Origin of the sequence: Diaphorobacter sp. J5-51, from assembly GCF_001023515.1 — a bacterium.
Taxonomy (GTDB): Bacteria; Pseudomonadota; Gammaproteobacteria; order Burkholderiales; family Burkholderiaceae_C; genus Diaphorobacter; species Diaphorobacter nitroreducens.
Window position 1 is genome coordinate 60,501 of sequence record NZ_JSYI01000085.1, and the last position, 20,847, is coordinate 81,347.

Sequence of the window (20,847 nt, forward strand, 5' to 3'; positions counted from 1 at the left end):
CGCTTGTGGAGCAAGCGCTAGCAGCTATTAATACAGGAGTGTCGTGGGTCACGCCAGCGTATAGGCCGTCTTCACCGTCGTGAAGAACTCCTGCGCATAACGGCCTTGTTCCCGCGGGCCGTAGCTGGAGCCCTTGCGCCCGCCGAAGGGCACGTGGTAGTCCACCCCGGCCGTGGGCAGGTTCACCATTACCATGCCCGCCTGTGCATGGCGTTTGAAGTGCGTGGCGTATTTCAGGCTGGTGGTGGCAATGCCGGCGGACAGGCCGAATTCCGTGTCATTCGCCACGGCCAGGGCTTCGTCGTAGTCGCGCACGCGGATCACGCTGGCCACGGGGCCGAACACCTCTTCGCGGTTGATGCGCATCGCCGGCGCCGTGTCCACGAACAGCGCGGGCGCCATGAAGAAGCCTTCGTTGCCGCTGCCCGTGTGGCAGGCCACGCGCAGGCCGCCGGCCGCCAGCACGCCGCCCTCGGCCTTGGCGATCTCTACGTACGACAGGTCTTGCTCCAGCTGCGCCTGGCTCACCACAGGGCCCACGTCGGTGCCCGTGGCCAGCGCATCGCCCACTTTGATTTTCGCCATGCGTGCCTGGAGCGCATCGATGAACTTCGGGTAGATGCCCTGGGTGACGATCAGGCGGCTGGACGCCGTGCAGCGCTGGCCCGTGGAATAGAACGCGCTCTGTGCGGACAGCTCCACTGCCTGCGCGAGGTCGGCATCGTCCAGCACCACCTGCGGATTCTTGCCGCCCATCTCCAACTGCACCTTCTTGCCGTTCTGCACGCACGCCTGGGCGATGCCGCGGCCCACGCCGACCGATCCGGTGAAGCTGATGGCGGCCACGCCGGGGTGCTGCACCAGCGCCTCGCCGATCACGCGCCCGCGGCCCATCACCAGGTTGAACACGCCGGCGGGGATGCCCGAGCGGTGGATGATCTCGGCCAGCGCCCACGCACTGCCGGGCACCAGGTCGGCGGGCTTCAACACCACGCAGTTGCCGAACGCCAGGGCCGGCGCGATCTTCCAGGCGGGGATGGCCATGGGGAAGTTCCACGGCGTGATCAGACCCACGACGCCGATGGGCTCGCGCGTGACCTCCACGCCGATGCCGGGCCGCACCGAGGGCACGGTCTCCCCCGCCAGGCGCAGGCATTCGCCGGCGAAAAACTTGAAGATCTGCCCGGCGCGGGCGACTTCGCCGATGCCTTCTGCGCGGGTCTTGCCTTCCTCGCGCGCCAGCAGCGCGCCCAGCTCCTCGCGCCGCGCGAGGGTTTCATTGCCGATCTTGTCCAGCGCATCGTGGCGCGCCTGGATGCCCGACGTGCTCCATGCGGGGAAGGCAGCGGTGGCGGCCGCCACGGCGGCGTCCACGTGCGAGGCGTTGCCCTGGGCGTATTCGCCCACCACATCGGCCAGGTTGCTGGGATTGGTGTTGGGCGCGGCCTGGGACGTGGAAACCCATTCGCCGTTGATGAGCAGGCCGTGGGGGGAGGAAGCAGACATGGGAATCCTTGGGAAGTGTGTGGACGGAGAAAAGGAGAGGCGGGCACGGCCCTGAAGGCGTGTCATTTGAAATATTGGAACACTAATATATTAGTGCACGAATGCGAGAATCCATGTATGCCCATACTGACCAAGTTCCGCCTTGACCGTGCGCGCCTGGCCGCCCCGCAGGTCTTCGAAAGCCTGCGCGAGGCCATTCTGACGCTGGAGCTGGTGCCCGGCGCGATGCTGGTGCGCAGCGACCTGGCCGGGCAATTTGGCGTGAGCCAGACGCCCATCCGCGAGGCGCTGCTGCGCCTGGAAGAGGAGGGCCTGGTGGAAGTCTTTCCCCAGCACGCCACGCTGGTCAGCCGCATCGACGTGGCGGCCGCGCGTGAAGCGCACTTCCTGCGCCGCTCCATCGAGCTGGAGATCGTGCGCACGCTGGCGCTGCAGCCGCCTCCCGGCCTGGTAGTGCAATTGCAGGCGCAGTGCGCACTGCAGGAATCGCTGGCGGCCGCGCAGCGCTATGACGACTTTCTGGGAGCGGACCACGGCTTTCACCGCCTGATGTATGAGGCGGCCGGCGTCATGGGCCTGTGGGCGCTGGTGCGCCGCTACTCCGGCCATGTGGATCGCCTGCGCCGCCTGCACCTGCCCACCGCAGGCAAGACGGGCGTCATCATGCGCCAGCACCGGGCCATCCTCGATGCCATTGACCGGCAGAACGCTCCCGCGGCCCAGGAGGCGTTGCGCGAGCACCTGTCGGGCACGCTCAGCGCGGTGGATGACGTATGCGCCCAGCATCCGGATTACATCCTGCAGGGTTAGGGACAATCCCTGGGCCATTCCAGCGGCCGTTGCCAGAAAAGTGCATACACTTCCTGTTCACAAAACGGGTCGCAGCGGTGCCCCGGCAGCTTCCTGCCACGGTGCGCGGCCCCTCTTTTTCTGCTCAGAGCGCCCGCAGTGGTGAGCAGCTTGCAGGCGGCCCGCCGGGCCGCCAAGGTTGAAACACGATGGAAAGCTACTTCCTCGACTGGGCCAATCTGCTGCTGCGCTGGCTGCACGTCATCACTGCCATCGCCTGGGTGGGCTCCTCGTTCTACTTCGTCTTTCTGGACAGCAGCCTCACGCCGCCGGTCGACGAGGACCTGAAGCGCCAGGGCGTGAACGGCGAGCTTTGGGCTGTGCACGGCGGGGGCTTCTACCACCCGGTCAAGTTCAACGTGGCGCCCCCGAAGCTGCCGGACCATCTGCACTGGTTCTTCTGGGAGAGCTACACCACCTGGCTCAGCGGCTTTGCGCTGCTTACGGTTTCGTATCTGTGGAACGCGGGCATCTACCTGGTGCATCCGGCCGACCCGCTCATGTCGCCCGCCATGGCCATCGCGGCGGCACTGGCCTTCCTAGTGGTGTTCTGGCTGCTGTACGACGGCATCTGCCGCGTGTTCGGCCAGAAGACCAACGGCGATGCCATCGTGGGGACGTTGGTGCTGGTCCTGGTGTGCATCGCCGCGTGGCTGGCCTGCCGCATCTTCCCCGGCCAGGCGGCTTTCCTGCTGATGGGCGCGATGCTCGCCACCTCGATGAGCGCCAACGTGTTCTTCTGGATCATTCCCGGCCAGCGCAAGGTGGTGGCGGCACTGAAGGCCGGCCAGCCGGTGGACCCGGTGCATGGCAAGCGCGGCAAGCAGCGCAGCGTGCACAACACGTACTTCACGCTGCCGGTGCTGTTCGCCATGCTCTCCAACCACTACGGCTGGCTCTACAACCATGGGCAGAACTGGTTGGTACTGATCCTCATGATGTTCGCGGGCGCGGCCATTCGCCAGTTCTTCGTGATGCGCCACGGCTACAAGCTGGGCCGCAACGGCCATCCCTGGCCTTATGCGGCCGTCGGCGTGGTGGTGCTGCTGGGCGTGGTGGTATGGCTCAAGCCGGCTGCGCCAGCCGTGTCCGCCGCCGCGCCGGCCGCCGCAGGCTACGAACAACTGCACGCCGTCATGCAAAAACACTGCGTGGTGTGCCACAGCGCCAACACCGTCGCGCAGAAGAACGTGAAGTTCGACACCCCGCAGGACGTGAAGAGCCACGCGCAGCAGATCTACCAACAGGTGGTGCAGCTGCGCAAGATGCCATTTGGCAACCCGGGCGCACTGTCCGACGAAGAGCGCGAAACCTTCAAACGCTGGTACGAGAACGGCGCCAGCATCGCGCCCTGACGCCCCCCGGTGTTGCGGGCATCATCCGGAGCCATGCACCTTTACCGATCTGCGCTCCTGCGCTTTGCCGACGACGGCACGGCCCTGTACGAAGAAGACGGCCTGTTGGCCACCGCACCCGATGACCGGGGCGTGCAGCGCGTGCACGCCGCCGGCGCGTGGCGCGCGCTGGCGCCCCTTTATTTTTCTCAGGCCTCGCAGCCGGTGACCCACTGGCCTGGCCGCATCATTGCACCCGGCTTCGTGGACATGCATGTGCACTACCCGCAGCTGGACGTGATCGGCTCGCCCGCCGAAGGCCTGCTGCCCTGGCTGGAGAACTACACCTTCCCGCACGAGTCGCGCTTCGCCGATGCCGGCTACGCCGCCGGGGTGGCGGGCTTTTTTCTGGATGAGCTGCAGTGCAACGGCGTGACCACGGCGCTCACCTTCGCCACCTCGCATCCGGGCTCGGTGGATGCGCTGATGGCGCAAGCCCAGGCGCGGCGGCTGCGCCTGATTGCCGGCAAGGTGCTGCAAGACCGCCACTCGCCCGACGGCGTGCGCGACGCGACCGAGCAGTCGCTGATCGACACCGAGGCGCTGATCCAGCGCTGGCACGGCCAGGGCCGCCTGGGCTACGCCATCACGCCGCGTTTTGCCCCCACCAGCACGCCGCAGCAGCTGAGCGGCGCGGGTGCGCTGGCCGCGCGCTACCCCGACGTATGGGTGCAGTCCCATGTGGCGGAGAACCAGCAGGAGATCCGCTGGGTGCGGGAGCTGTTCCCCGGCACGCGCAGCTACCTGGATGTGTATGCCCGTGTCGGCCTGCTGCGTGAGCGCGCGGTGTACGCGCATTGCATCCATTTCGACGACGAGGACCGCGCCGCCATGCGCGAGAGCGGCGCGGTGGCTGCCGTGTGCCCCACGAGCAACCTGTTCCTGGGCAGTGGCCAGTTTGACTTTGCGGGCGCGGACCGCATGGGCTTCGGCTACGGCTTGGCCAGCGACGTGGGCGGCGGCACCAGCTTCAGCCCTTTCCACACGATGCTGGCCGCGTACTACGTAGGCCGGGAGGGGCAGACCAAGACGGGACTGAGCCTGGCGCCGCAACGGCTGTGGTGGCTGCATACCGCCGGTGCCGCGCGGGCGTTGGGGCTGGATGGCGTGGTGGGCAACCTGCAGCCGGGTTGCGAAGCCGACTTCGTGGTGCTGAATCCTGCAGCGACCCCGCTGCTGGCGCGGCGCACGGCGGGCGCCGCCCACCTGGACGAACTGCTGTTCGCGATGATCGTGCTCGGCGACGACCGTTTGATCGAGCGCACAGTCATTGCATGAAATATTTGCCTCTGACGCTTATGTATCAAGCGCCAGCAGCTATCATTTAAGTAGCTTTCATTCGCCTAGAATACGCGCCAGGAGTACCCCATGAGCATCAAGAGCGACAAATGGATCCGCCGCATGGCCGAGCAGCACGGCATGATCGAGCCGTTCGAGCCCGGCCAGATCCGGCAGCAGGACGGGCGCAAGATCATCAGCTACGGCACCAGCAGCTACGGCTACGACATCCGCTGCGCGCGTGAATTCAAGGTCTTTACCAACATTCACAGCACCGTGGTGGACCCGAAGAACTTCGACGAAAAGAGCTTCGTGGACTTCGAGGGCGACTACTGCATCATCCCTCCCAACAGCTTCGCGCTTGCGCGCACCGTCGAGTACTTCCGCATCCCGCGCGATGTGCTCACCGTCTGCCTGGGCAAGAGCACCTATGCGCGCTGCGGCATCATCGTCAACGTCACGCCGTTCGAGCCCGAGTGGGAAGGCTACGTGACGCTGGAGTTCTCCAACACCACGCCGCTGCCCGCCAAGATCTACGCGGGTGAGGGCTGCGCGCAGGTGCTTTTCTTCCAGGGTGACGAGGAATGTGCCGTGAGCTACAAGGACCGCAACGGCAAATACCAGGGCCAGCACGGGGTGACGCTGCCCAAGGCCTGAAGGACCTGTCTGAAGGACCGCGGCCTGGACCGTGGGGTGCGCGCCGACTCCTGCGCCGGCGCTTGCCGCCGTCCTACACGCGGGCTGGCCCTGCGCCGGTGGTACGGCTGCGTGGCGCTGCCTAGGATGGCTGCAGTGTTTCAGGAGTACTGCATGTCCCGCCCCATCCATGATCCCGCCTCCCCCGCTGCGCCACGGCCATGGGATCCGCCCGTGAAATCTGCGCCCACGCCCAGCCTCTGGATGTGGCTGGGTGCCGCCATCGTCATCCTTGCGCAGTTGTGGGTGCTGCAGGCGGTGGTGGAACGCCACACGCACCAAGCCCACGAACGGATGGCGAAGTACGTCAACCACACGCTGCAGCCGCGCCCGTCGCCGGACATGTTGCTGGCCGCGCAGTAGTGCGCGGCGCGAAATCCCGAGGGTGCCGCCGCGGGCGTAACATCGGCGGCTGGTGCGTCGTGCACGCAGGAGATCACCCATGAGATGGGAAGGCAATCGCGAATCGGACAACGTGGAAGACCGGCGCAGCGGCGGCGGGGGCGGCTTCATCGGCGGACGCTCGATCGGCATTGGCACCATCGTTGTGGCGCTCATCGGCTGGGGTGTGTTTGGCATCAACCCGCTGACCACCATCGGCGTACTGTCGGGCGGGGGCGCGCCGCAGGTCCAACAGGGGCCGGCCCAGCGTCCGCCGCAGGGCGACCGTGAGGCCGCCTTCGTCTCCACCGTCCTGGCGTCCACGGAGGATGTGTGGACGCAGGTGTTCCAGCAAGGTGGGGCGCAGTACCGCCAGCCCAAGTTGGTGCTCTACCGCGGCGCCACGCCCACGGCCTGTGGCACGGGGCAGAGCGCGATGGGGCCGTTTTACTGCCCTGGGGACCAGAAGGTGTACCTGGACATGGATTTCTTCGACACCATGAGTCGCCAGCTGGGTGCGCCAGGCGAATTTGCCCGCGCCTACGTGATCGCGCACGAGGTCGGCCACCATGTGCAGACCCTGCTGGGCACCACCGGCAAGGTGGACGGCATGCGCGGGCGCGTGAGCCAGCGCGAGCAGAACGCGCTGTCGGTTCGGCTGGAACTGCAGGCCGACTGCTACGCCGGCATTTGGGCCCACCATTCGCAACAGGCCAAGAACTGGCTGGAGCAGGGCGACATCGAGTCCGCGGTGAACGCCGCCGAGCAGATCGGTGACGACGCGCTGCAGCGCCAGCAGACCGGCACCGTGCGGCCCGATGCCTTCACCCACGGCTCCAGCGCGCAGCGCGTGCGGTGGTTCACGCAGGGGTTCAAGACCGGCAGTGTGCAAGGCTGCAACACTTTCAATGCACAGTCGCTTTGACACCGTGAACGCGCGCTAAGCCGTCGTTTTCGCGCCAAGCAGGAGGCGCCCCGGTACAGGCCGTTAACGGCCTTGTTGGCCTTCGCCGCTGCTGCAATGCGACAATAGCGGCTTCATGACACAACCCTATTCCACTCTTGCGCTGGCCGAGCCGCTCAAGCGCGCCGTAGCCGAGATGGGCTACGAGAACATGACGCCGATCCAGGCGCAGGCGATCCCTGTCGTGCTGACCGGCAAGGACGTGATGGGTGCGGCGCAAACCGGCACCGGCAAGACAGCGGCCTTTTCGCTGCCGTTACTGCAGCGCCTGCTCAAGCACGAGAACAGTTCAGCCTCTCCCGCGCGCCACCCTGTGCGCGCGCTCGTGCTGCTGCCCACGCGCGAGCTGGCGGACCAGGTGGCGCAGCAGATCGCGCTGTACGCCAAGTACACCAAGCTGCGCAGCACGGTGGTGTTTGGCGGCATGGACATGAAGCCGCAGACCATCGAGCTGAAAAAGGGCGTCGAGGTGCTGGTGGCCACGCCCGGCCGTTTGCTGGACCATATCGAGGCCAAGAACGCGGTGCTCAATCAGGTCGAGTACGTGGTGCTGGACGAGGCCGACCGCATGCTGGACATTGGCTTCCTGCCCGACCTGCAGCGCATCCTCTCCTACCTGCCCAAGCAGCGCACCACGCTGCTGTTCTCCGCCACCTTCTCGCCCGAGATCAAGCGCCTGGCCGGCAGCTATCTGCAGGACCCGATCACCATCGAGGTCGCGCGCCCCAACGAGACCGCCTCCACCGTGGAGCAGCGCTTCTTCGCGGTAGACGGCGACGACAAGCGCCGCGCCATCCGCCATGTGCTGAACGAGCGCGGCCTCAAGCAGGCCTTCATCTTCGTGAACAGCAAGCTGGGCTGCGCGCGCCTGGCCCGCAGCCTGGAGCGCGACGGTCTCAAGACCGCCGCGTTGCATGGCGACAAGAGCCAGGACGAGCGACTGAAGGCGCTGGAAGCCTTCAAGAGCGGCGAGGTGGACCTGCTGGTCTGCACCGACGTGGCGGCGCGGGGCTTGGATATCAAAGACGTGCCCGCGGTGTTCAACTACGACGTGCCCTTCAATGCAGAGGACTATGTGCACCGCATCGGCCGTACGGGCCGCGCCGGCGCATCGGGTCTGGCCGTCACGCTGGTGGCCAGCAGCGATACCCGCCTGGTGGCGGATATCGAGAAGCTCATCAAGAAGAAGATCGAGCTGGAACCGCTGGAATTGCAGGAAGATCGTCAGCGGGGCCGCTACAACGACGGCCGCCGCGCCTGGGGCGGTGACGATTCGGGCGAGGGCGCTCCAGCCGCCCCCCGCAGCCGCGAGCGCAGCGCGTACCGCTCTGCGCCTGCAGCGTCTCGCGATCCGTTCTTCGACAAGCCCTACGAGGCCGGCACCTCGGCCGGTGCGTCGGCGAGTTGGGAGGTGGCCCCCAAGGCATCGCCCGCGCGTGGCGGCATCTCCGCCAACATCAAGCCCAAGCGCAAATTACCCGCCTTGTTCAAGGCGCCGCAGGCCTCTACGGCCGAGCCATCAACCCACTGAAAACACAGGCCGCCGTTCAGCGGCCTTTTCAATAAAAAGTGCCCCTGGCGCTTTCGGAATAAGCGCTGGTAGCTATGTTTTTAATAGCTAATGCTAGGGGTGATTGTGCCCGCCAGGGCCCGCCAACTGCGCGATCAGGGGGGCATCCACGGCGCCAAAGGCGAGCACTGTGCCGCCGCGCTGTGCGGCAAAGGCCTGTGCGGCCTCCCGTGTCGAGAACGCGGGCAGATTGCCGGCGCGCATCGGCCCCCGCGCCGACGAGCCGTGCACGTAATAGGCAGACAGCGCGTCCGTCCAGCGGGCGCCGCCCGCGGCCGCTGGCCGCGTGGTGTCGGTGACGTAGTGCGCCATGATGTCCCGTGCACTGCGGCCGGGGCTGTAGCGGGCCACGTCCTGCAGGTACATGAACAGCGACAGGGGCGAGTCGAAAAACTGTGCGTCGCCATTGCGAAAGATGACCTGCGCCGCCCAGTCGGGCGAACGGGCGGGGAACATGCCACACACGGGACAGCGCGCATCCACCGGAATGGGGCGCGCTGCTGTGGGCGGCAGGCCCGACGCGGGGTCGTACGGCGTCGGGGGTGCGACGATGCACACGTCCGGCTCCAGAGCGGGAGCCGGCTGGGGCCGCAGCGCGCTGCGCAGGCCCGGAACGCCCCAGAGCCCGCCCGCCGCGGCTGCAAACGCCAGCGTGCCCGCAACCAGCATGCGCCTGCGGCGTGGCTGGTGCGGCGGAGGACTCAGCGTGGATGCAGACATGGTGCAAGGGCTGTTACATGCGGGTGTCGTGCAGCGCACCGCCGCTCAGGTCCACCATGTCGAGCTTGATGTCCGCAAAGCGCAGCACCTTGCCGCCATGTTCACCGGCGAACTTGGCCGCATCGGCCTCCTGCGCGAAGCTGGCGATGGTGGGGCCCATGGAGCCATGCCGCTTGCTGCCCAGCACGTAGACGGCGGTCTTGGCGTCGATCCAGTGGCCTTTGGGTTCGTTCCAGTCGGCCTTGCCCATGTCCTGCACGTACACGGCGCGCACTGCACGCACTTGTTCGCCGGCGAGCAGGGTGTTGAACAGTTCGATGGTGTCGCAGAAGAAGGAGGGCTTTTCCTGGCCCGCGTAGTGGATCTGCGCCTTGGGGCCGGGGTAGTCTGCAAGCAGCATGCCGTCGAGCTCGCAACTTGTGGAACGGTCGATCTCCACGGGCGCAAGGGACTGCTGTTCGGCTGCCTTGTCGCCGCAGCCAGCCAGCAGGCTGCTGGTGGCCAGCGCCGTGAAGGCGGCCATGCCCAGTGCACGGCGACGGGTGATGCAGGAACAGGTCATGGCTTGAATCTCCAGTTGGCGATGGCGAGCGGCAGGGCGATCCACGCCAGCATCACGCCACCCATGATTGCGGGGCTACCCAGCGACGAGGGAACGACGCTGGCGAGCCCGTAGAGCGTGCGCACGTCTTCGAGCGAGAACACATTGAGAATGCGGAACACGTCGGCCGGGTTCAGCAGCAGCAGCCAGGCGAACGCATCGCCCGCGAACTGCCCGCCCGTGGCCACCAGCAGGCCCAGCAGCAGCAAATCGAACACCAGCACGAAGAAGAACCAGGTAGCGATGGCCAGGCCCGAGGCGCGCGTGCGGTCGCGAGCCAGCACCGATAGCATCACTGCCAGGCTCAGGAATGCGAGGCCCAGCAATACCGAGCTGATCATGAAGCCGCCGTAGTGGAACAGGGCATTGGCGCTCATGTGGCGCCACAGCAGCACCGCCACCAGCCCGAAGCCCGCCAGGGTGGAGAGCGCCAGCGCAGCCGCCAAGCCCAGGTATTTGCCCAGCAGCAATTCCAGCCGGGTAATGGGCAGGGCCAGCAGCAGATCGAGTGAGCCGCGCTCGCGCTCGCCCACGATGGCATCGAACCCCAGCAACAGCGCAATCAGCGGGATGAGGTAGATGACCAGGCTGACGAGGCTGGCGATGGTGAACTCGATGGAGCGAAAGCCCACCGTGCCCTGCTGCGCGCCGCCGAAGTAGGCGATGACGAGTGAGAACACGGTGAAGACGAGGGCCACCGCAAGCACCCAGCGATTGCGCATGCGATCGCGGAATTCCTTGGCGGCGATGGTGAAGATCTGGGTCAGTTCCATGGGGCGTCGTGGTCAGGGTGTCAGTCGGCGAAGCCGAAGAACACGTCTTCGAGCGAGGGCTCCAGCAGCTTGAGGTCGCGCACGCGCGCGCCCAGTGGCGCGAGGGCGGCCAGCACGGCCATCTTCTGCTCGCGCGGGCAGTGCAGGCGCAAGCCTTCGGGCGTGTGCTCGGGGACGATGCCCGTCGCTTGCTCCAGCGCCTGTGCGGCGGCGGGCCGGTCGGCGGGTGCGATGTCCAGTTCGAACGACAGCGGCATGCGGGTTTGCTCGCGCAGCTGCTGCACGCTGCCCAGCGCCTGGATGCGGCCGGCCGAGAGAATGGCGAGCCGGTCCACGCGTTCTTGCAGTTCGGCGAGGATGTGCGAGGTGATGACCATGGTCACGCCCTCGGCCTGCAGGCCCCGCAGCGTGGCGTAGAAGTCGCGGATCGCCTGCGGGTCCAGGCCGTTGGTGGGTTCGTCCAGGAACAACACGCGCGGGCTGCCCAGCAATGCCTGCGCGAAGCCCAGGCGCTGGCGCATGCCCTTGGAATACTCGCGCACCGGGCGCTTGCCGGCGTGTGCCAGGCCCACGCGCTCCAGAATGTCCGCGCACTGCGCCAGCGGGGCGGATTTCAGCCGCGCGAAAAAGCGCAGCGTCTCCAACCCGTCCAGGTTGTCGTAGAGCACCACGTTTTCAGGCAGGTAGCCCAGTTGGCGGCGGGCGGCGCGGAACCCCCGCCCACCCACCTGGGCGCCTGCGATCAAAAGCGTGCCCTGCGTGGGCTTCACCAGGCCCAGCATCATCTTGAACAGCGTGCTCTTGCCTGCGCCGTTGTGCCCGATCAGGCCGAAGATCTCGCCCTTGGGGATGTCCAGGTCCACGCCGTCCACGGCGTGCAGCGCGCCGTAGTGCTTGCTGACGCCGCGCAGCGAGATGGCCACGTTGTCACTGGCCGGGGAAATGCTTGCCACGCCATTCACTCCATTGTTGATTGCTGGGCTGCATGCGCGGCTTCGGGTCCACGACCGATGGCACGCGCAGCACCGGGAACTGCCGGCCCACCAGGCGCAGGGCCTGCACGGCCGGGCTGGCCAGCAGCAGCTTGACGCTAGGGTGGCGCCAGGTCAGGCGGTCCACCATGTCGTTGGCCTCGTAGGGCGCATCGCCGACACCGTCGCCATCGCGGTCCCAGCCCAGGTAGTTGCTCCAGTGGTTGCCGCTCTTGGCGCCCCAGCGCTCGTCGCGCGCACCCACGTAGCGTACCTGCTCGCGGTTGGAGATGAAGTCGTTGCCTTCGACTTCGTTGTTCTTCGAGCCCGCGGCCAGGTGCACGCCGACGGTGTTGTCCACCACCAGGTTGTTGTTGAGCTTGATGTACTCCACGTCGTAGATGAAGAAGCCCCGGCTGTTGCCGGCCACGACGTTGCCTTCGATCACCGAATCCTGCAGCGTGCGCAGCATGATGCCGTGGTCGGAGTTGCCCCAGGCGCGGTTGTTGCGCACGGTCTGCTCGCGCACTTCCATCAGGGCCAAGCCGCCACGGTTGTAGTAGGTGTCGTTGTCCTCCCACAGGTTGTAGTAGGAGTTCATGTAGTGCGTGCCGTAGCGGCTGTGATGCAGCCGATTGCCCTTGAACAGCGCATGGTGCGAGACGTCCACGTAGAGCGCGTCGCGCACGAAGCTGATGTTGTTGTTCAGGATCTTTGCGCCTTTGGTGTTGTACAGCTGCACGCCGTTGCCACGCTGCGGGGAGGAGTATTCACGCTTGCCGGTGATGACGTTGTGCTCGATGAGCACGTCATTGGCCTTCTCGATCCACAGGCCGAAAAGGTTGTAGGTGAGGTCGCAGCGGCGTACGACGGCACGGTGGGCGCCAGGGTAGAGGTAGATGCCGGCGTTCTGATCCTTGAGGTCGTCACCCGAGTCGCGCACGATCAGGCCCTCGATCACCACGTCCGGTGCGGTGACGCGGATGGTGTCGCCCTGGTTGCCACCGCTGATGGTGGGGCGGTCCACGCCGCGCAACGTGAGGGGCTTGTCGATCACCAGATTGGCGCGGTACGTGCCCCGCGCAATCTCCAGCACATCGCCTGCCTTGGCTTTGCGCACGGCGGCGGTCAGATCGTCGCCCGCTCGCACATGGAGGGTGGCCGCCTGGCAGGCCCCGGCGAGGGTCATCGCCAAGGCCAGCATTAAGTGGGTGACGCCGCCCTTCATGGGGTGAACAGTCCCAGCGCCTGCAGCACCAGGAACAGCGCAGCACCGATCATCAGGTTCTTGAATCCTACGTAGCTCATCATGTCCATTACACCTGCAACGCGGTAATTGTCGCGCCACCATGGGCCGTCCTTGACGTAACGGCGGCCCGACAGGCGAATCAGCACTTCGTACACGCTCCAGCCGAACCACCAGCCGATGATGGCGCCCGACGAGAGGTGGCCCATGGCCGCCATGATCCAGGCGATGGTGGCCGCCACCGCCAGCGACAGCCCGGCGATCTGCAGCGCGCGCTGGCTGCGCCAGCCTTCGGCGCTCCAGGGCCAGAGATGGTCGCGCAGTTCCAGCAGTAGCCAGCTCATGAAGCCTACGTTGCGCTTGTGCGCGGGCAGCGTGGGTTCGGTGGGCATGCGCGGATCGGGTCCCTGGGCGGCCTTGGCCGATATCTGGTCCTGCACGGTGGCGGGGTAGATGGGGATGAAGTAGCCATTCTTGCCGATAGGCGTCATCTCCAAGCCGTCCTTCTCGCGGCGCTTGCGCTCCTTGGCCAGAGGCGGGCAGCCCTTGGTGTCGGTGTACAGGATCATGCAATCCAGGCAATGCAGGCATTCCCGGTGGTCGATGCGCCCGTCGGCGTCGATGGCCTGGGCTCCGCAACCCACTGCGCAGGCCTTGCAGCTGTTGCAGTCCTGCTTGCGCTTCAACCCGAACCAGCGGAAGGTGCTGGGCATGGCCAGCGAGGCGCCCAGCGGGCAGATGTACTTGCAGTAGGGGCGCTCGATGAAGATCGACACGCCGAGGATGGCGGCGACGAACAGGCCATAGGGCCATGCCCGGTTCATCACGCCGACCAGGAACGTGGTCTTGAAGGGTTCGACCTCGGCCAGCTTCTCGGCCAGACCCATGGAGAACATCGACACCGCCAGCAGGACGAAGAAGACGGCGTACTTGATCCACTTGAGCCGGTCATGCCACTTTTGCGGCAGCTGTGTCTGGAAGCGCTTCAGCCCGAGGGCCTTGGCGATCTTGAAGATCGCCTCCTGCAGCGAGCCGAACGGACACATCCAGCCGCAGAACAGCCCGCGCCCGAACAAGAAGGCGGTCACGATGATGAAGATCCAGAACAGGAAGATGAACGGATCGGACAGGAACAGCGACCAGGTCCACTGGAACAGGACGGAGTGGAACCAGGTCAGCACCTGGGTGATGGACGGCTGGGCCATGTAGCCAAAGCCGATCCAGAAGATGCTGATGGCCCAGAAGGTGTACTTGAAGCCATTGACCGGCCACTTGTTCTTGTGCGTGGACAGGCGGGTGAGCCTTTCGCGGAAGGCGTACACCACAGTGACTGCGATCAGCAGCAGGGCGAACAGGCTGATGGGCAGGGCCTGCGATTTCCAGATGCGTACCCAGGGGGCATCGGGTTCTTGCACCTTGGGGCGGCCGCCTTCGAGCAGATCTGCCGGCAACCAGTACTTGGACTCGAAGACGGCAAAGCTGCGATGGCCTGTGGCCCGATCGACCCGGTTGCCCAGGAAGGCGAATTTCCACGGATAGGCCGCAGAAAAGGCCTGCGAGCGGATGATGAAGATGGACGACTCGGTGTAGCGGGGTGCGCCGGCGGCCTCCAGGCCGTACAGGTTGAGGGAGTCCAGGTCGCGGAAGGTGAAGGAGTCGGCACCTTGCTTGACCTGCACACGGTCAAAAATGCCGCCGCGGACGAAACCTGATCCCTTGAAGGACTCCTGCCCGCCGGTCTTGATGACGAAAATGGCGCTCTCGCCTTCCTTGAGGCGTGAACGCAGGCTTTCGAAGCTGTTCTTGCCCAGCAGACTGCGGCCTACGTCGGGCTGGTTCAGGTCACCGAACCACATTTCGATGAAGGGCTCGGGGCCGCGCGGCAGGCCCACCTGTTCGGGCTTGACCAGCAATTGCTGCACTGCGCCCATCTTGACGAGTTGGGCCCAATCGTAGGTTTGTCCGGTGGTGACAAAGCGGGGCTGCTCGCGCACCGTGGGAGCAATGATGCCGGTCTGGCGTGCCACGGCCGAGCCCGAGGCCATGACCACCTGGTTCTGAGCCACCACGGTGACGGTGGCTCCGGAGATGGCGTCGACGCCGATGACGTTCTCATCGGGGCGGGAAGGGCCGACTTCGATGGTGTCGGTGACCGACTTGCCAATGTACTGGTTGTTGAAATTGATGAGTGCCGACTCCGGGATGCCCAGCAGCAGGATGGGCTCGGAGTGCTTGAGCACCTTCATGCCGACGAAGCGGCCCTGCGTGTCCATACCGATGAGCGTGACCACCGGCTTGCCCGAGTAGGCGGGCGTGTCGGTGATGTCGGTCGACAGCATGACGTAGCCCAGAAGCTTCTTCTGGGCCGAGTCGTTGTCATACGCCTCGACATAGGGCGGCTGGCCCTTGCGCGGCGAAAAATGCGTAGCGCCCGGAAATACTTCGGTGCACGGCAGCAGCGCGCACATGTCGGGCGTGGTGGCCAGGTTCGCAGGCAGTTCCGCCTCGTAGGCTCCTGCGTGCGCCCGGGGCACCCAAAGCGGGGCGGCGAGGACCAGAGCAAGACAGAAAGCGGCTAACCGTGAACCTAGGGAAAACATTGCACTATCCAACTAATAGCAGGCGCCGCTTGCTGCGTCTGCGAAAGAAGCCAATTTGATTTGCAACCCTCCCAGGCCAGGCCCAGGAGGGTTGCGCATCATCAGGCTTCGACGATCATGCGCGTGCGCATTTCCAGGTGCAGCGCATGGCAGAACGTGGAGCAGTAAGCCCAGAACACACCGGGCTTGTCGGCGATGAAGGTCACCGACTTCGTCTCCAACGGGTTGATCACGAACTGGATGTTGTACTTGGGCACCGCGAAGCCGTGCGTCAAATCTTCGATCTTGTCGAGGTTCGTGAGGATCAGTGTGACTTCATCGCCCTTCTTGACGGTGAATTCACGCAGGCTGAAGGCAGGGGCCTGCGACGTGAGCTTCACCGTGACCTTCTTGCCGTTGCGGAAGACGCCGGATTCCTTGGCGTCCTTGACGGCCAGCGGGAACTCGTCCAGGTCGTAGACCTGCTTGGGCTTCACGATGTCACGCTTGAAGATGATGAAGTCGTGGGGCTCGCCGCGCACCGGGTGGTCGGCCAGCAGCACCATCTTGTCGCCCGAGATGTCGATCAGCTGCTCGTTCTCGGGGTGGAAGGGGCCCACGGGCAGGAAACGGTCCTTGGAGAACTTGCAACCCACGGCGAGGAACTTGCCGTCAGCGGCCACGGTTTCCGAGTGCGTGGCATTGATGTGCCCAGGCTGGTAGTGCACGTCCAGGCGGTCCACGACGTAGGTGGCGTTCTTGTCACCCTTGTGGAAGGCGATGGCCTTGTCGATGTTCCACTTGACGATCTGGCTGTCCAGGAACAGCGTGGTGTAGGCGTTGCCGCGGCCGTCGAAGGCGGTGTGCAGCGGGCCCAGGCCGATTTCCACCTCGGCGACGATGGCGTCGTCGAGCTTCTCGCTCTTGCCGTCGAACCAGTCCAGCACCTTGGCCAGCTCGATCACGGTGGCCGTGGGCGACAGCTTGCCGGCGCAGATGAAGTACTTCTGGTCGGGGCTGGCGTTCACGCCGTGCGGGTTCTTGGGAACGCTCACATAGGCGGTGAGAGCGGTCTTGGCATCCTTGTTGGCTTCGCGGGTGCCGTCCACCACGGGCACCTTGGACGTGCCGTAGGTCTTGAACTTGCCGGCCTTCACGGCTTCTTCGATGCGGGCAATGTTGAAGAACAGGCAGGCGTCGCGCTCGGCCGACATCATGTCTTCGTAGTGCACACCGTTCTCGGTGTTGTACTGGTTGGTCGCTGCCAGCTTGCCGTCGAACGACGTGGCCGTCAGGTCGCAGTTGCCGTCGATCAGGACCTGCCAGCGCACTTCCATGGTCTCGGCATCCACGCAGGTGAACATCGAGCGGTACTTCTCGGTGGCGTTCACATCCTTGCCGTCGTTGGGCAGGGGAATGCCGAATTCAGCGCCGCAGAACACGCGCGTGGTGTAGTTGATGTTGGGATCGACCGGATCGCGCTTGTCGGGGAAGATGCCGTGGAAGCCCTGCACGTTGGGCAGCTCGGTGATCTTGTCGCAGATGAAGTAGTCCAGACGGATGCGGGCGATGCGGCTGTTGATCTTGTCGTTGACCCAGGCGTAACGGCCGTCGTAGTTGCCGTCCTTGTACGAGCCGTGCAAGTGGTGGGTGTCCGCCACGGTGTAACGCAGGCTGCCGTCGGGCTTGGTGCCCATCACGGCCTTGGATTCGTTGGTGATGCCCCAGCCCACGAGGGCGTCAGGCACGAAGCAGGGAATGCGCAGAAGTTCACGACCGGAGGGCAGGCCCAGCACGCGAACGTCGCCGTTGTGGCCGCCGCTCCAAAGACCGTAGTAGGTATCGAGCTCACCGGGCTTGAGGTGCACGTTGGCGCCGGCGTGGGCGGCAGCGGGGGCGGGTGCCGGCGCGGGAGTGCCGGATGCTGCAGGGGCGGCCGCGGGCTTGTCGTTGCACGCGGCAACGCCCACGGTCAGTCCCGCCAAAGCAGCGGTATTGATGAACCGGCGGCGTCCCATGCCAACGGTTTCAGGGTTCAGGCTCTCTCTCTTGTCGCTCATGATGTCCTCTTTCAGGTAGTGCAAGCGGAAAATGGGGGCGCGCGCGCAGGTGGTGGCGCGGCCGTGGGGGCAACGGCCACCACACGAGGCGGTGGCAGGGGTACGGAATGGGTGATGGGCCAGCCCGGCACGGTCAGTACGGCGGGCTGCGGCGGTTCCATGCTGGGCAGGCACAGCGAGCAGTCCATGCCCAGGGTGTCGAGCACGGCATTGCTACCGGCATGGTGAACCACCAAGGTGGCGCCGCTGGCACTGGAACAGACCAGTTCCATGGTGCGCGGCTGAATGAGGGGGGAGGCCAGTGCCGCCCCAAAACCAAGGACGAACCACGCCACTGCCCACCAGCGTAGGAGGTTCAGGGAGCGGAGTTTATCCATGGCGGGAGTATGGGCTCTAACGGCGCGTGGTGGAAGCCACCTCTGCGGTGGTAGTGGCTAAATGTTCACTTCGAATGTTTCTTTCGATGTTGATTTACATCAAATGAATGATTCTGGAAACTACCAAACTGACGACCCATTGAAGGGCAGGCTCGTTGCATGGGGCGCTGGCTAAGATGCCCTTTTGGTTTTGGACGTCAACAAGAAAGGCTTTCATGAAAAAAACATCTCTCACGATGGCACTGGCCGCCGCAACCCTGCTGCTCGCCGCCTGTGGCAAAAACGAAGCTCCGGCGCCCGCACCTGCTCCTGCACCCGCTGCGCAAGCACCGGCTCCCGCGCCTACCCCCGCTCCCGAGCCAGCCGCTCAAGCACCTGCCGCCGCCCCCGCAACGGCTGAGAACACCGTCGGTAAGAGCGTGTTCGGCAAAACCTGCGCGATGTGCCATGCGGCCGGCGTTGCAGGGGCTCCCAAGCCTGGCGATAAGGCCGATTGGGCGCCGCGTATTGCCCAGGGCAAGGACACGCTCTACAAGCACGCCATCGAAGGCTTCACCGGCAGCAAGGGCATGATGCCCGCGCGCGGCGGCGCGGCTTCGCTGAGCGATGACGAAGTAAAGGCCGCCGTGGATTTCATGGCTGACCAGTCGATGTAAGGACCGGAGGGGCTCGCGATGAACTCAGATCGGTGCATGCCGGCGGTAGGCAACCGGTGGACGCGGCGGCGCTTCGCCCTCGCGCTGCCGCTGCTGGGCGCGCTGGCGTACCTCGAACCGCGCCAGGCTTTGGCTGGCATGGTGGAGGGCGCGCAGCCCCTGGTGCGCGCGAGCCGTACCCTCATGGGCACACGCGTGGACATCGCGGCTGCCGTTGGCAATGGCCGCGATGCCGGCGCTGTGCAGCAGGCGATGCTGCACGCATTCGCGGAAATGGAGCGCCTGGAGGCGCTCATGAGCCGTTACCGGGAGGGCAGCGACGTGGCGCGGCTCGGCGCGGCCGCCGGCCGGCATGCCGTGCACGTGGCCCCGGAAGTGATGCAGGTGCTGCGCACGGCGCGTCGCCTGCACCAAGAAAGTGCTGGCGCCTTCGATCCCACCGTCGGTGCACTGCGGGGCTGGCATTTTGAGCCCGGCCACGAAGCCGCGCCGGCACCTGAGGAGATCGCTCAGGCGCTGCGTTTGGTGAACGCGCGCCACCTCGTGCTGGACGAGCGCGCAGGAACGGCCTACCTTGCGCGGCCGGGCATGGGGTTGGATCTGGGCGGCGTGGCGAAGCTACCTATTTTGCAGGCGGGCTTGCAAGTGCTGGAGCGCGCTGGCGTCACGGATGCGCTGGTCAACGGCGGTGGCGATGTCCTGGTCATGGGCCGGCAGCACGACCGTCCCTGGCGTGTGGGCGTGCGCAATCCCTCCGCTCCGGCGCAGCTGCTGGGCGTACTGGAGCTGCAAGGGCGCGGCGTGGTGGCATCGTCCGGCGACTACGAGCGGGGCTTCCTGCGTGCAGGACGCCGCCTGCACCATGTGCTCAACCCCCGCACGGGTTGGCCCACGGAAGGTGTGCCTGGCGTGGCGCTCCTGGCCGAGCGTGTTGAAGAGGTCAACGGCTGGGGCACGGCGCTGATGGTGCAAGGGGCTGCGGCCGCACCTGCATGGCATGCGGACCACGCACATGTCGAAGCCCTCGTGGCGAGCGCTGATGGCACGCGCTGGAGCTCCCCTGGAATGCTCGCCGCGCTGCGGCCAGTGCCGGCGCGCGCAGGATGAAAACGCTTTCTTCGCGGGTCAGCGGCGCCACGAAGAAAGCTTTTGGCGATTTGCGGCTCAACTGACGGAACAGCAAGCGCTCCAAGCTATATTGTTGATAGCATGCCTAGGCGCCGGGCATTTGCGCCTGCGGGCATTCCACGTGGCAGCGCTCGCGGTCGGCCAGTGTCGTGCCGAAACGCACCGCGCTCAGACAGCCGCCCCACACGCAACCGGTGTCCAGCCCGAGGACGTCCGCCCGATCCAGCCAGCCCAACGTGGACCAGTGGCCAAAGGCGATCAATGTGTTCAGCGTGCGACGCCCGGGTGCGTCAAACCACGGCACCAGCCCTGGAGGCGCCTCGGAGGCGCTTTCGGTGCTCTCGAAATCCATACGGCCCTCGGGTGAGCAAAAGCGCATGCGCGTGAGCGCATTCACGATCACGCGCAGGCGGTCCGTTCCCTGAAGTTCCGGGCTCCACAGGTCGGGAGAATTCCCGTACATCTGCTGCAGAAAACCGGCGAACTCCTGGCTTTGCAGGACGGCTTCGACTTCGCCGGCATATGCCAACGTCTCCTCTGCCGTCCATTGTGGCAACACGCCGGCATGCACCATCAGCAGGTCGCCGCCGCCATGGTGCACCCGCCGCGCCAGCGGCTGGTGCCTCAGCCATTCGAGCATCTTGTCCCGATCCGGCGCCAACAGGATGCCCTGCAGCGTGTCGCGCCGCGACGGTCGGCGCGTGCCGTAGGCTGCAGCGAGCAGGTGCAAATCATGGTTGCCCAGTAAAGGCCGCACGCTGTCCCCGAGGGTGATGCATCGGCGCAGCACCGCGGCGGAGTCCGGGCCGCGGTTCACCAGGTCACCCAGCACGTACAACGTGTCCCGGCTGGGAGAAAAACCAATGGTGGCGAGCAGGCGTTCAAAGGCGTTGTCGCAACCCTGGATGTCGCCCACACAATATAGAGCCATATTCTTAGAACAGAGTCAGGAGCAGCGGCGATTGTGCGCGCCAACTGGGTGGAATCGGTGGTTATTTGAAGGGCTATGCGACGCTGGCAAAGTGCTGCGCAAACCAGAAACGTTAGTTCTAGTTGAATCAAATCACCATTTTGGTGCAAGCAATGATGCGGGTGCAT

19 protein-coding genes are annotated in these 20,847 nt (G+C 65.6%); 9 read left to right on the top strand and 10 right to left on the bottom strand.

Annotated elements, in window-relative coordinates; all coding sequences use genetic code 11:
* Positions 1 to 48 precede the first annotated feature (48 nt).
* The gene (locus tag OX89_RS12265; RefSeq protein WP_047350808.1) at positions 49 to 1,506 is read right to left on the bottom strand and encodes an aldehyde dehydrogenase family protein; all 1,458 of its coding nucleotides are present in this window, start codon (positions 1,504 to 1,506) and stop codon (positions 49 to 51) included.
* 117 nt (positions 1,507 to 1,623) lie between these two features.
* Between OX89_RS12265 and OX89_RS12270 the strand changes: the two genes are divergently transcribed.
* The 7 genes from OX89_RS12270 to OX89_RS12295 all read left to right on the top strand — a co-directional run bounded on the left by OX89_RS12270 (position 1,624) and on the right by OX89_RS12295 (position 8,599).
* Positions 1,624 to 2,316, top strand: coding sequence for a GntR family transcriptional regulator (locus OX89_RS12270; RefSeq protein WP_047350809.1), 693 nt, complete (start codon positions 1,624 to 1,626; stop codon positions 2,314 to 2,316).
* 188 nt (positions 2,317 to 2,504) lie between these two features.
* Positions 2,505 to 3,710, top strand: a complete 1,206-nt coding sequence (locus OX89_RS12275) for a urate hydroxylase PuuD (protein ID WP_047350810.1) — start codon at positions 2,505 to 2,507, stop codon at positions 3,708 to 3,710.
* 33 nt (positions 3,711 to 3,743) lie between these two features.
* Positions 3,744 to 5,027 (top strand): guanine deaminase, encoded by a 1,284-nt coding sequence (gene guaD, locus OX89_RS12280; RefSeq protein WP_047350811.1) that lies wholly within the window; start codon positions 3,744 to 3,746, stop codon positions 5,025 to 5,027.
* 90 nt (positions 5,028 to 5,117) lie between these two features.
* Positions 5,118 to 5,684, top strand: coding sequence for a dCTP deaminase (gene dcd, locus OX89_RS12285; RefSeq protein WP_011804563.1), 567 nt, complete (start codon positions 5,118 to 5,120; stop codon positions 5,682 to 5,684).
* Between the two features lie 213 nt (positions 5,685 to 5,897).
* Entirely contained in the window at positions 5,898 to 6,086 is a 189-nt protein-coding gene (locus tag OX89_RS18600; RefSeq protein WP_157497437.1) for a hypothetical protein, read from the top strand.
* 79 nt (positions 6,087 to 6,165) lie between these two features.
* Positions 6,166 to 7,029 (top strand): neutral zinc metallopeptidase, encoded by an 864-nt coding sequence (locus tag OX89_RS12290; protein WP_047350812.1) that lies wholly within the window; start codon positions 6,166 to 6,168, stop codon positions 7,027 to 7,029.
* 115 nt (positions 7,030 to 7,144) lie between these two features.
* Positions 7,145 to 8,599: a DEAD/DEAH box helicase gene (locus tag OX89_RS12295; protein ID WP_047350813.1), complete on the top strand. Its 1,455-nt coding sequence runs from the start codon at positions 7,145 to 7,147 to the stop codon at positions 8,597 to 8,599.
* 93 nt (positions 8,600 to 8,692) lie between these two features.
* On the opposite strand, the gene OX89_RS12300 is transcribed toward OX89_RS12295, so the two are convergent.
* From OX89_RS12300 to OX89_RS12335, 8 genes are all read right to left on the bottom strand, one after another.
* On the bottom strand, positions 8,693 to 9,307 hold the full coding sequence (locus tag OX89_RS12300) for a nitrous oxide reductase accessory protein NosL (RefSeq protein WP_047350833.1): 615 nt from the start codon (positions 9,305 to 9,307) through the stop codon (positions 8,693 to 8,695).
* A 64-nt stretch (positions 9,308 to 9,371) separates the two neighbouring features.
* Positions 9,372 to 9,920 (bottom strand): nitrous oxide reductase accessory protein NosL, encoded by a 549-nt coding sequence (locus tag OX89_RS12305; protein ID WP_011804567.1) that lies wholly within the window; start codon positions 9,918 to 9,920, stop codon positions 9,372 to 9,374.
* Positions 9,917 to 10,732 (bottom strand): ABC transporter permease, encoded by an 816-nt coding sequence (locus OX89_RS12310; protein ID WP_011804568.1) that lies wholly within the window; start codon positions 10,730 to 10,732, stop codon positions 9,917 to 9,919. The genes OX89_RS12305 and OX89_RS12310 overlap by 4 nt, the downstream gene beginning before the upstream one ends.
* A 20-nt stretch (positions 10,733 to 10,752) precedes the next feature.
* Positions 10,753 to 11,685: an ABC transporter ATP-binding protein gene (locus tag OX89_RS12315; protein WP_011804569.1), complete on the bottom strand. Its 933-nt coding sequence runs from the start codon at positions 11,683 to 11,685 to the stop codon at positions 10,753 to 10,755.
* Positions 11,660 to 12,931 (bottom strand): nitrous oxide reductase family maturation protein NosD, encoded by a 1,272-nt coding sequence (locus OX89_RS12320; protein ID WP_047350814.1) that lies wholly within the window; start codon positions 12,929 to 12,931, stop codon positions 11,660 to 11,662. Before OX89_RS12320 ends, OX89_RS12315 begins: the two co-directional genes overlap by 26 nt.
* Positions 12,928 to 15,549 carry a NosR/NirI family protein gene (locus OX89_RS12325; RefSeq protein WP_047350815.1) on the bottom strand — a complete coding sequence of 874 codons (2,622 nt, stop codon included), beginning with the start codon at positions 15,547 to 15,549 and terminating at the stop codon, positions 12,928 to 12,930. The genes OX89_RS12320 and OX89_RS12325 overlap by 4 nt, the downstream gene beginning before the upstream one ends.
* Positions 15,550 to 15,650: 101 nt before the next feature.
* Positions 15,651 to 17,588, bottom strand: a complete 1,938-nt coding sequence (gene nosZ / locus OX89_RS12330) for a TAT-dependent nitrous-oxide reductase (RefSeq protein WP_047350834.1) — start codon at positions 17,586 to 17,588, stop codon at positions 15,651 to 15,653.
* An 11-nt stretch (positions 17,589 to 17,599) separates the two neighbouring features.
* A complete protein-coding gene (locus OX89_RS12335) occupies positions 17,600 to 17,860 on the bottom strand; it encodes a hypothetical protein (protein WP_234305558.1) in 261 nt (86 codons plus the stop codon).
* Positions 17,861 to 18,180: 320 nt separating this feature from the next.
* Between OX89_RS12335 and OX89_RS12340 the strand changes: the two genes are divergently transcribed.
* Complete coding sequence (locus OX89_RS12340) at positions 18,181 to 18,621, top strand: cytochrome c5 family protein (RefSeq protein WP_172206568.1); 441 nt, start codon at positions 18,181 to 18,183, stop codon at positions 18,619 to 18,621.
* Positions 18,622 to 18,639: 18 nt separating this feature from the next.
* Positions 18,640 to 19,728, top strand: a complete 1,089-nt coding sequence (locus OX89_RS12345) for an FAD:protein FMN transferase (protein ID WP_047350817.1) — start codon at positions 18,640 to 18,642, stop codon at positions 19,726 to 19,728.
* Between the two features lie 106 nt (positions 19,729 to 19,834).
* Here the strand turns inward: OX89_RS12345 and OX89_RS12350 are convergent, their stop codons facing one another.
* Positions 19,835 to 20,680 carry a symmetrical bis(5'-nucleosyl)-tetraphosphatase gene (locus OX89_RS12350; protein WP_047350818.1) on the bottom strand — a complete coding sequence of 282 codons (846 nt, stop codon included), beginning with the start codon at positions 20,678 to 20,680 and terminating at the stop codon, positions 19,835 to 19,837.
* Between the last annotated feature and the right edge of the window lie 167 nt (positions 20,681 to 20,847).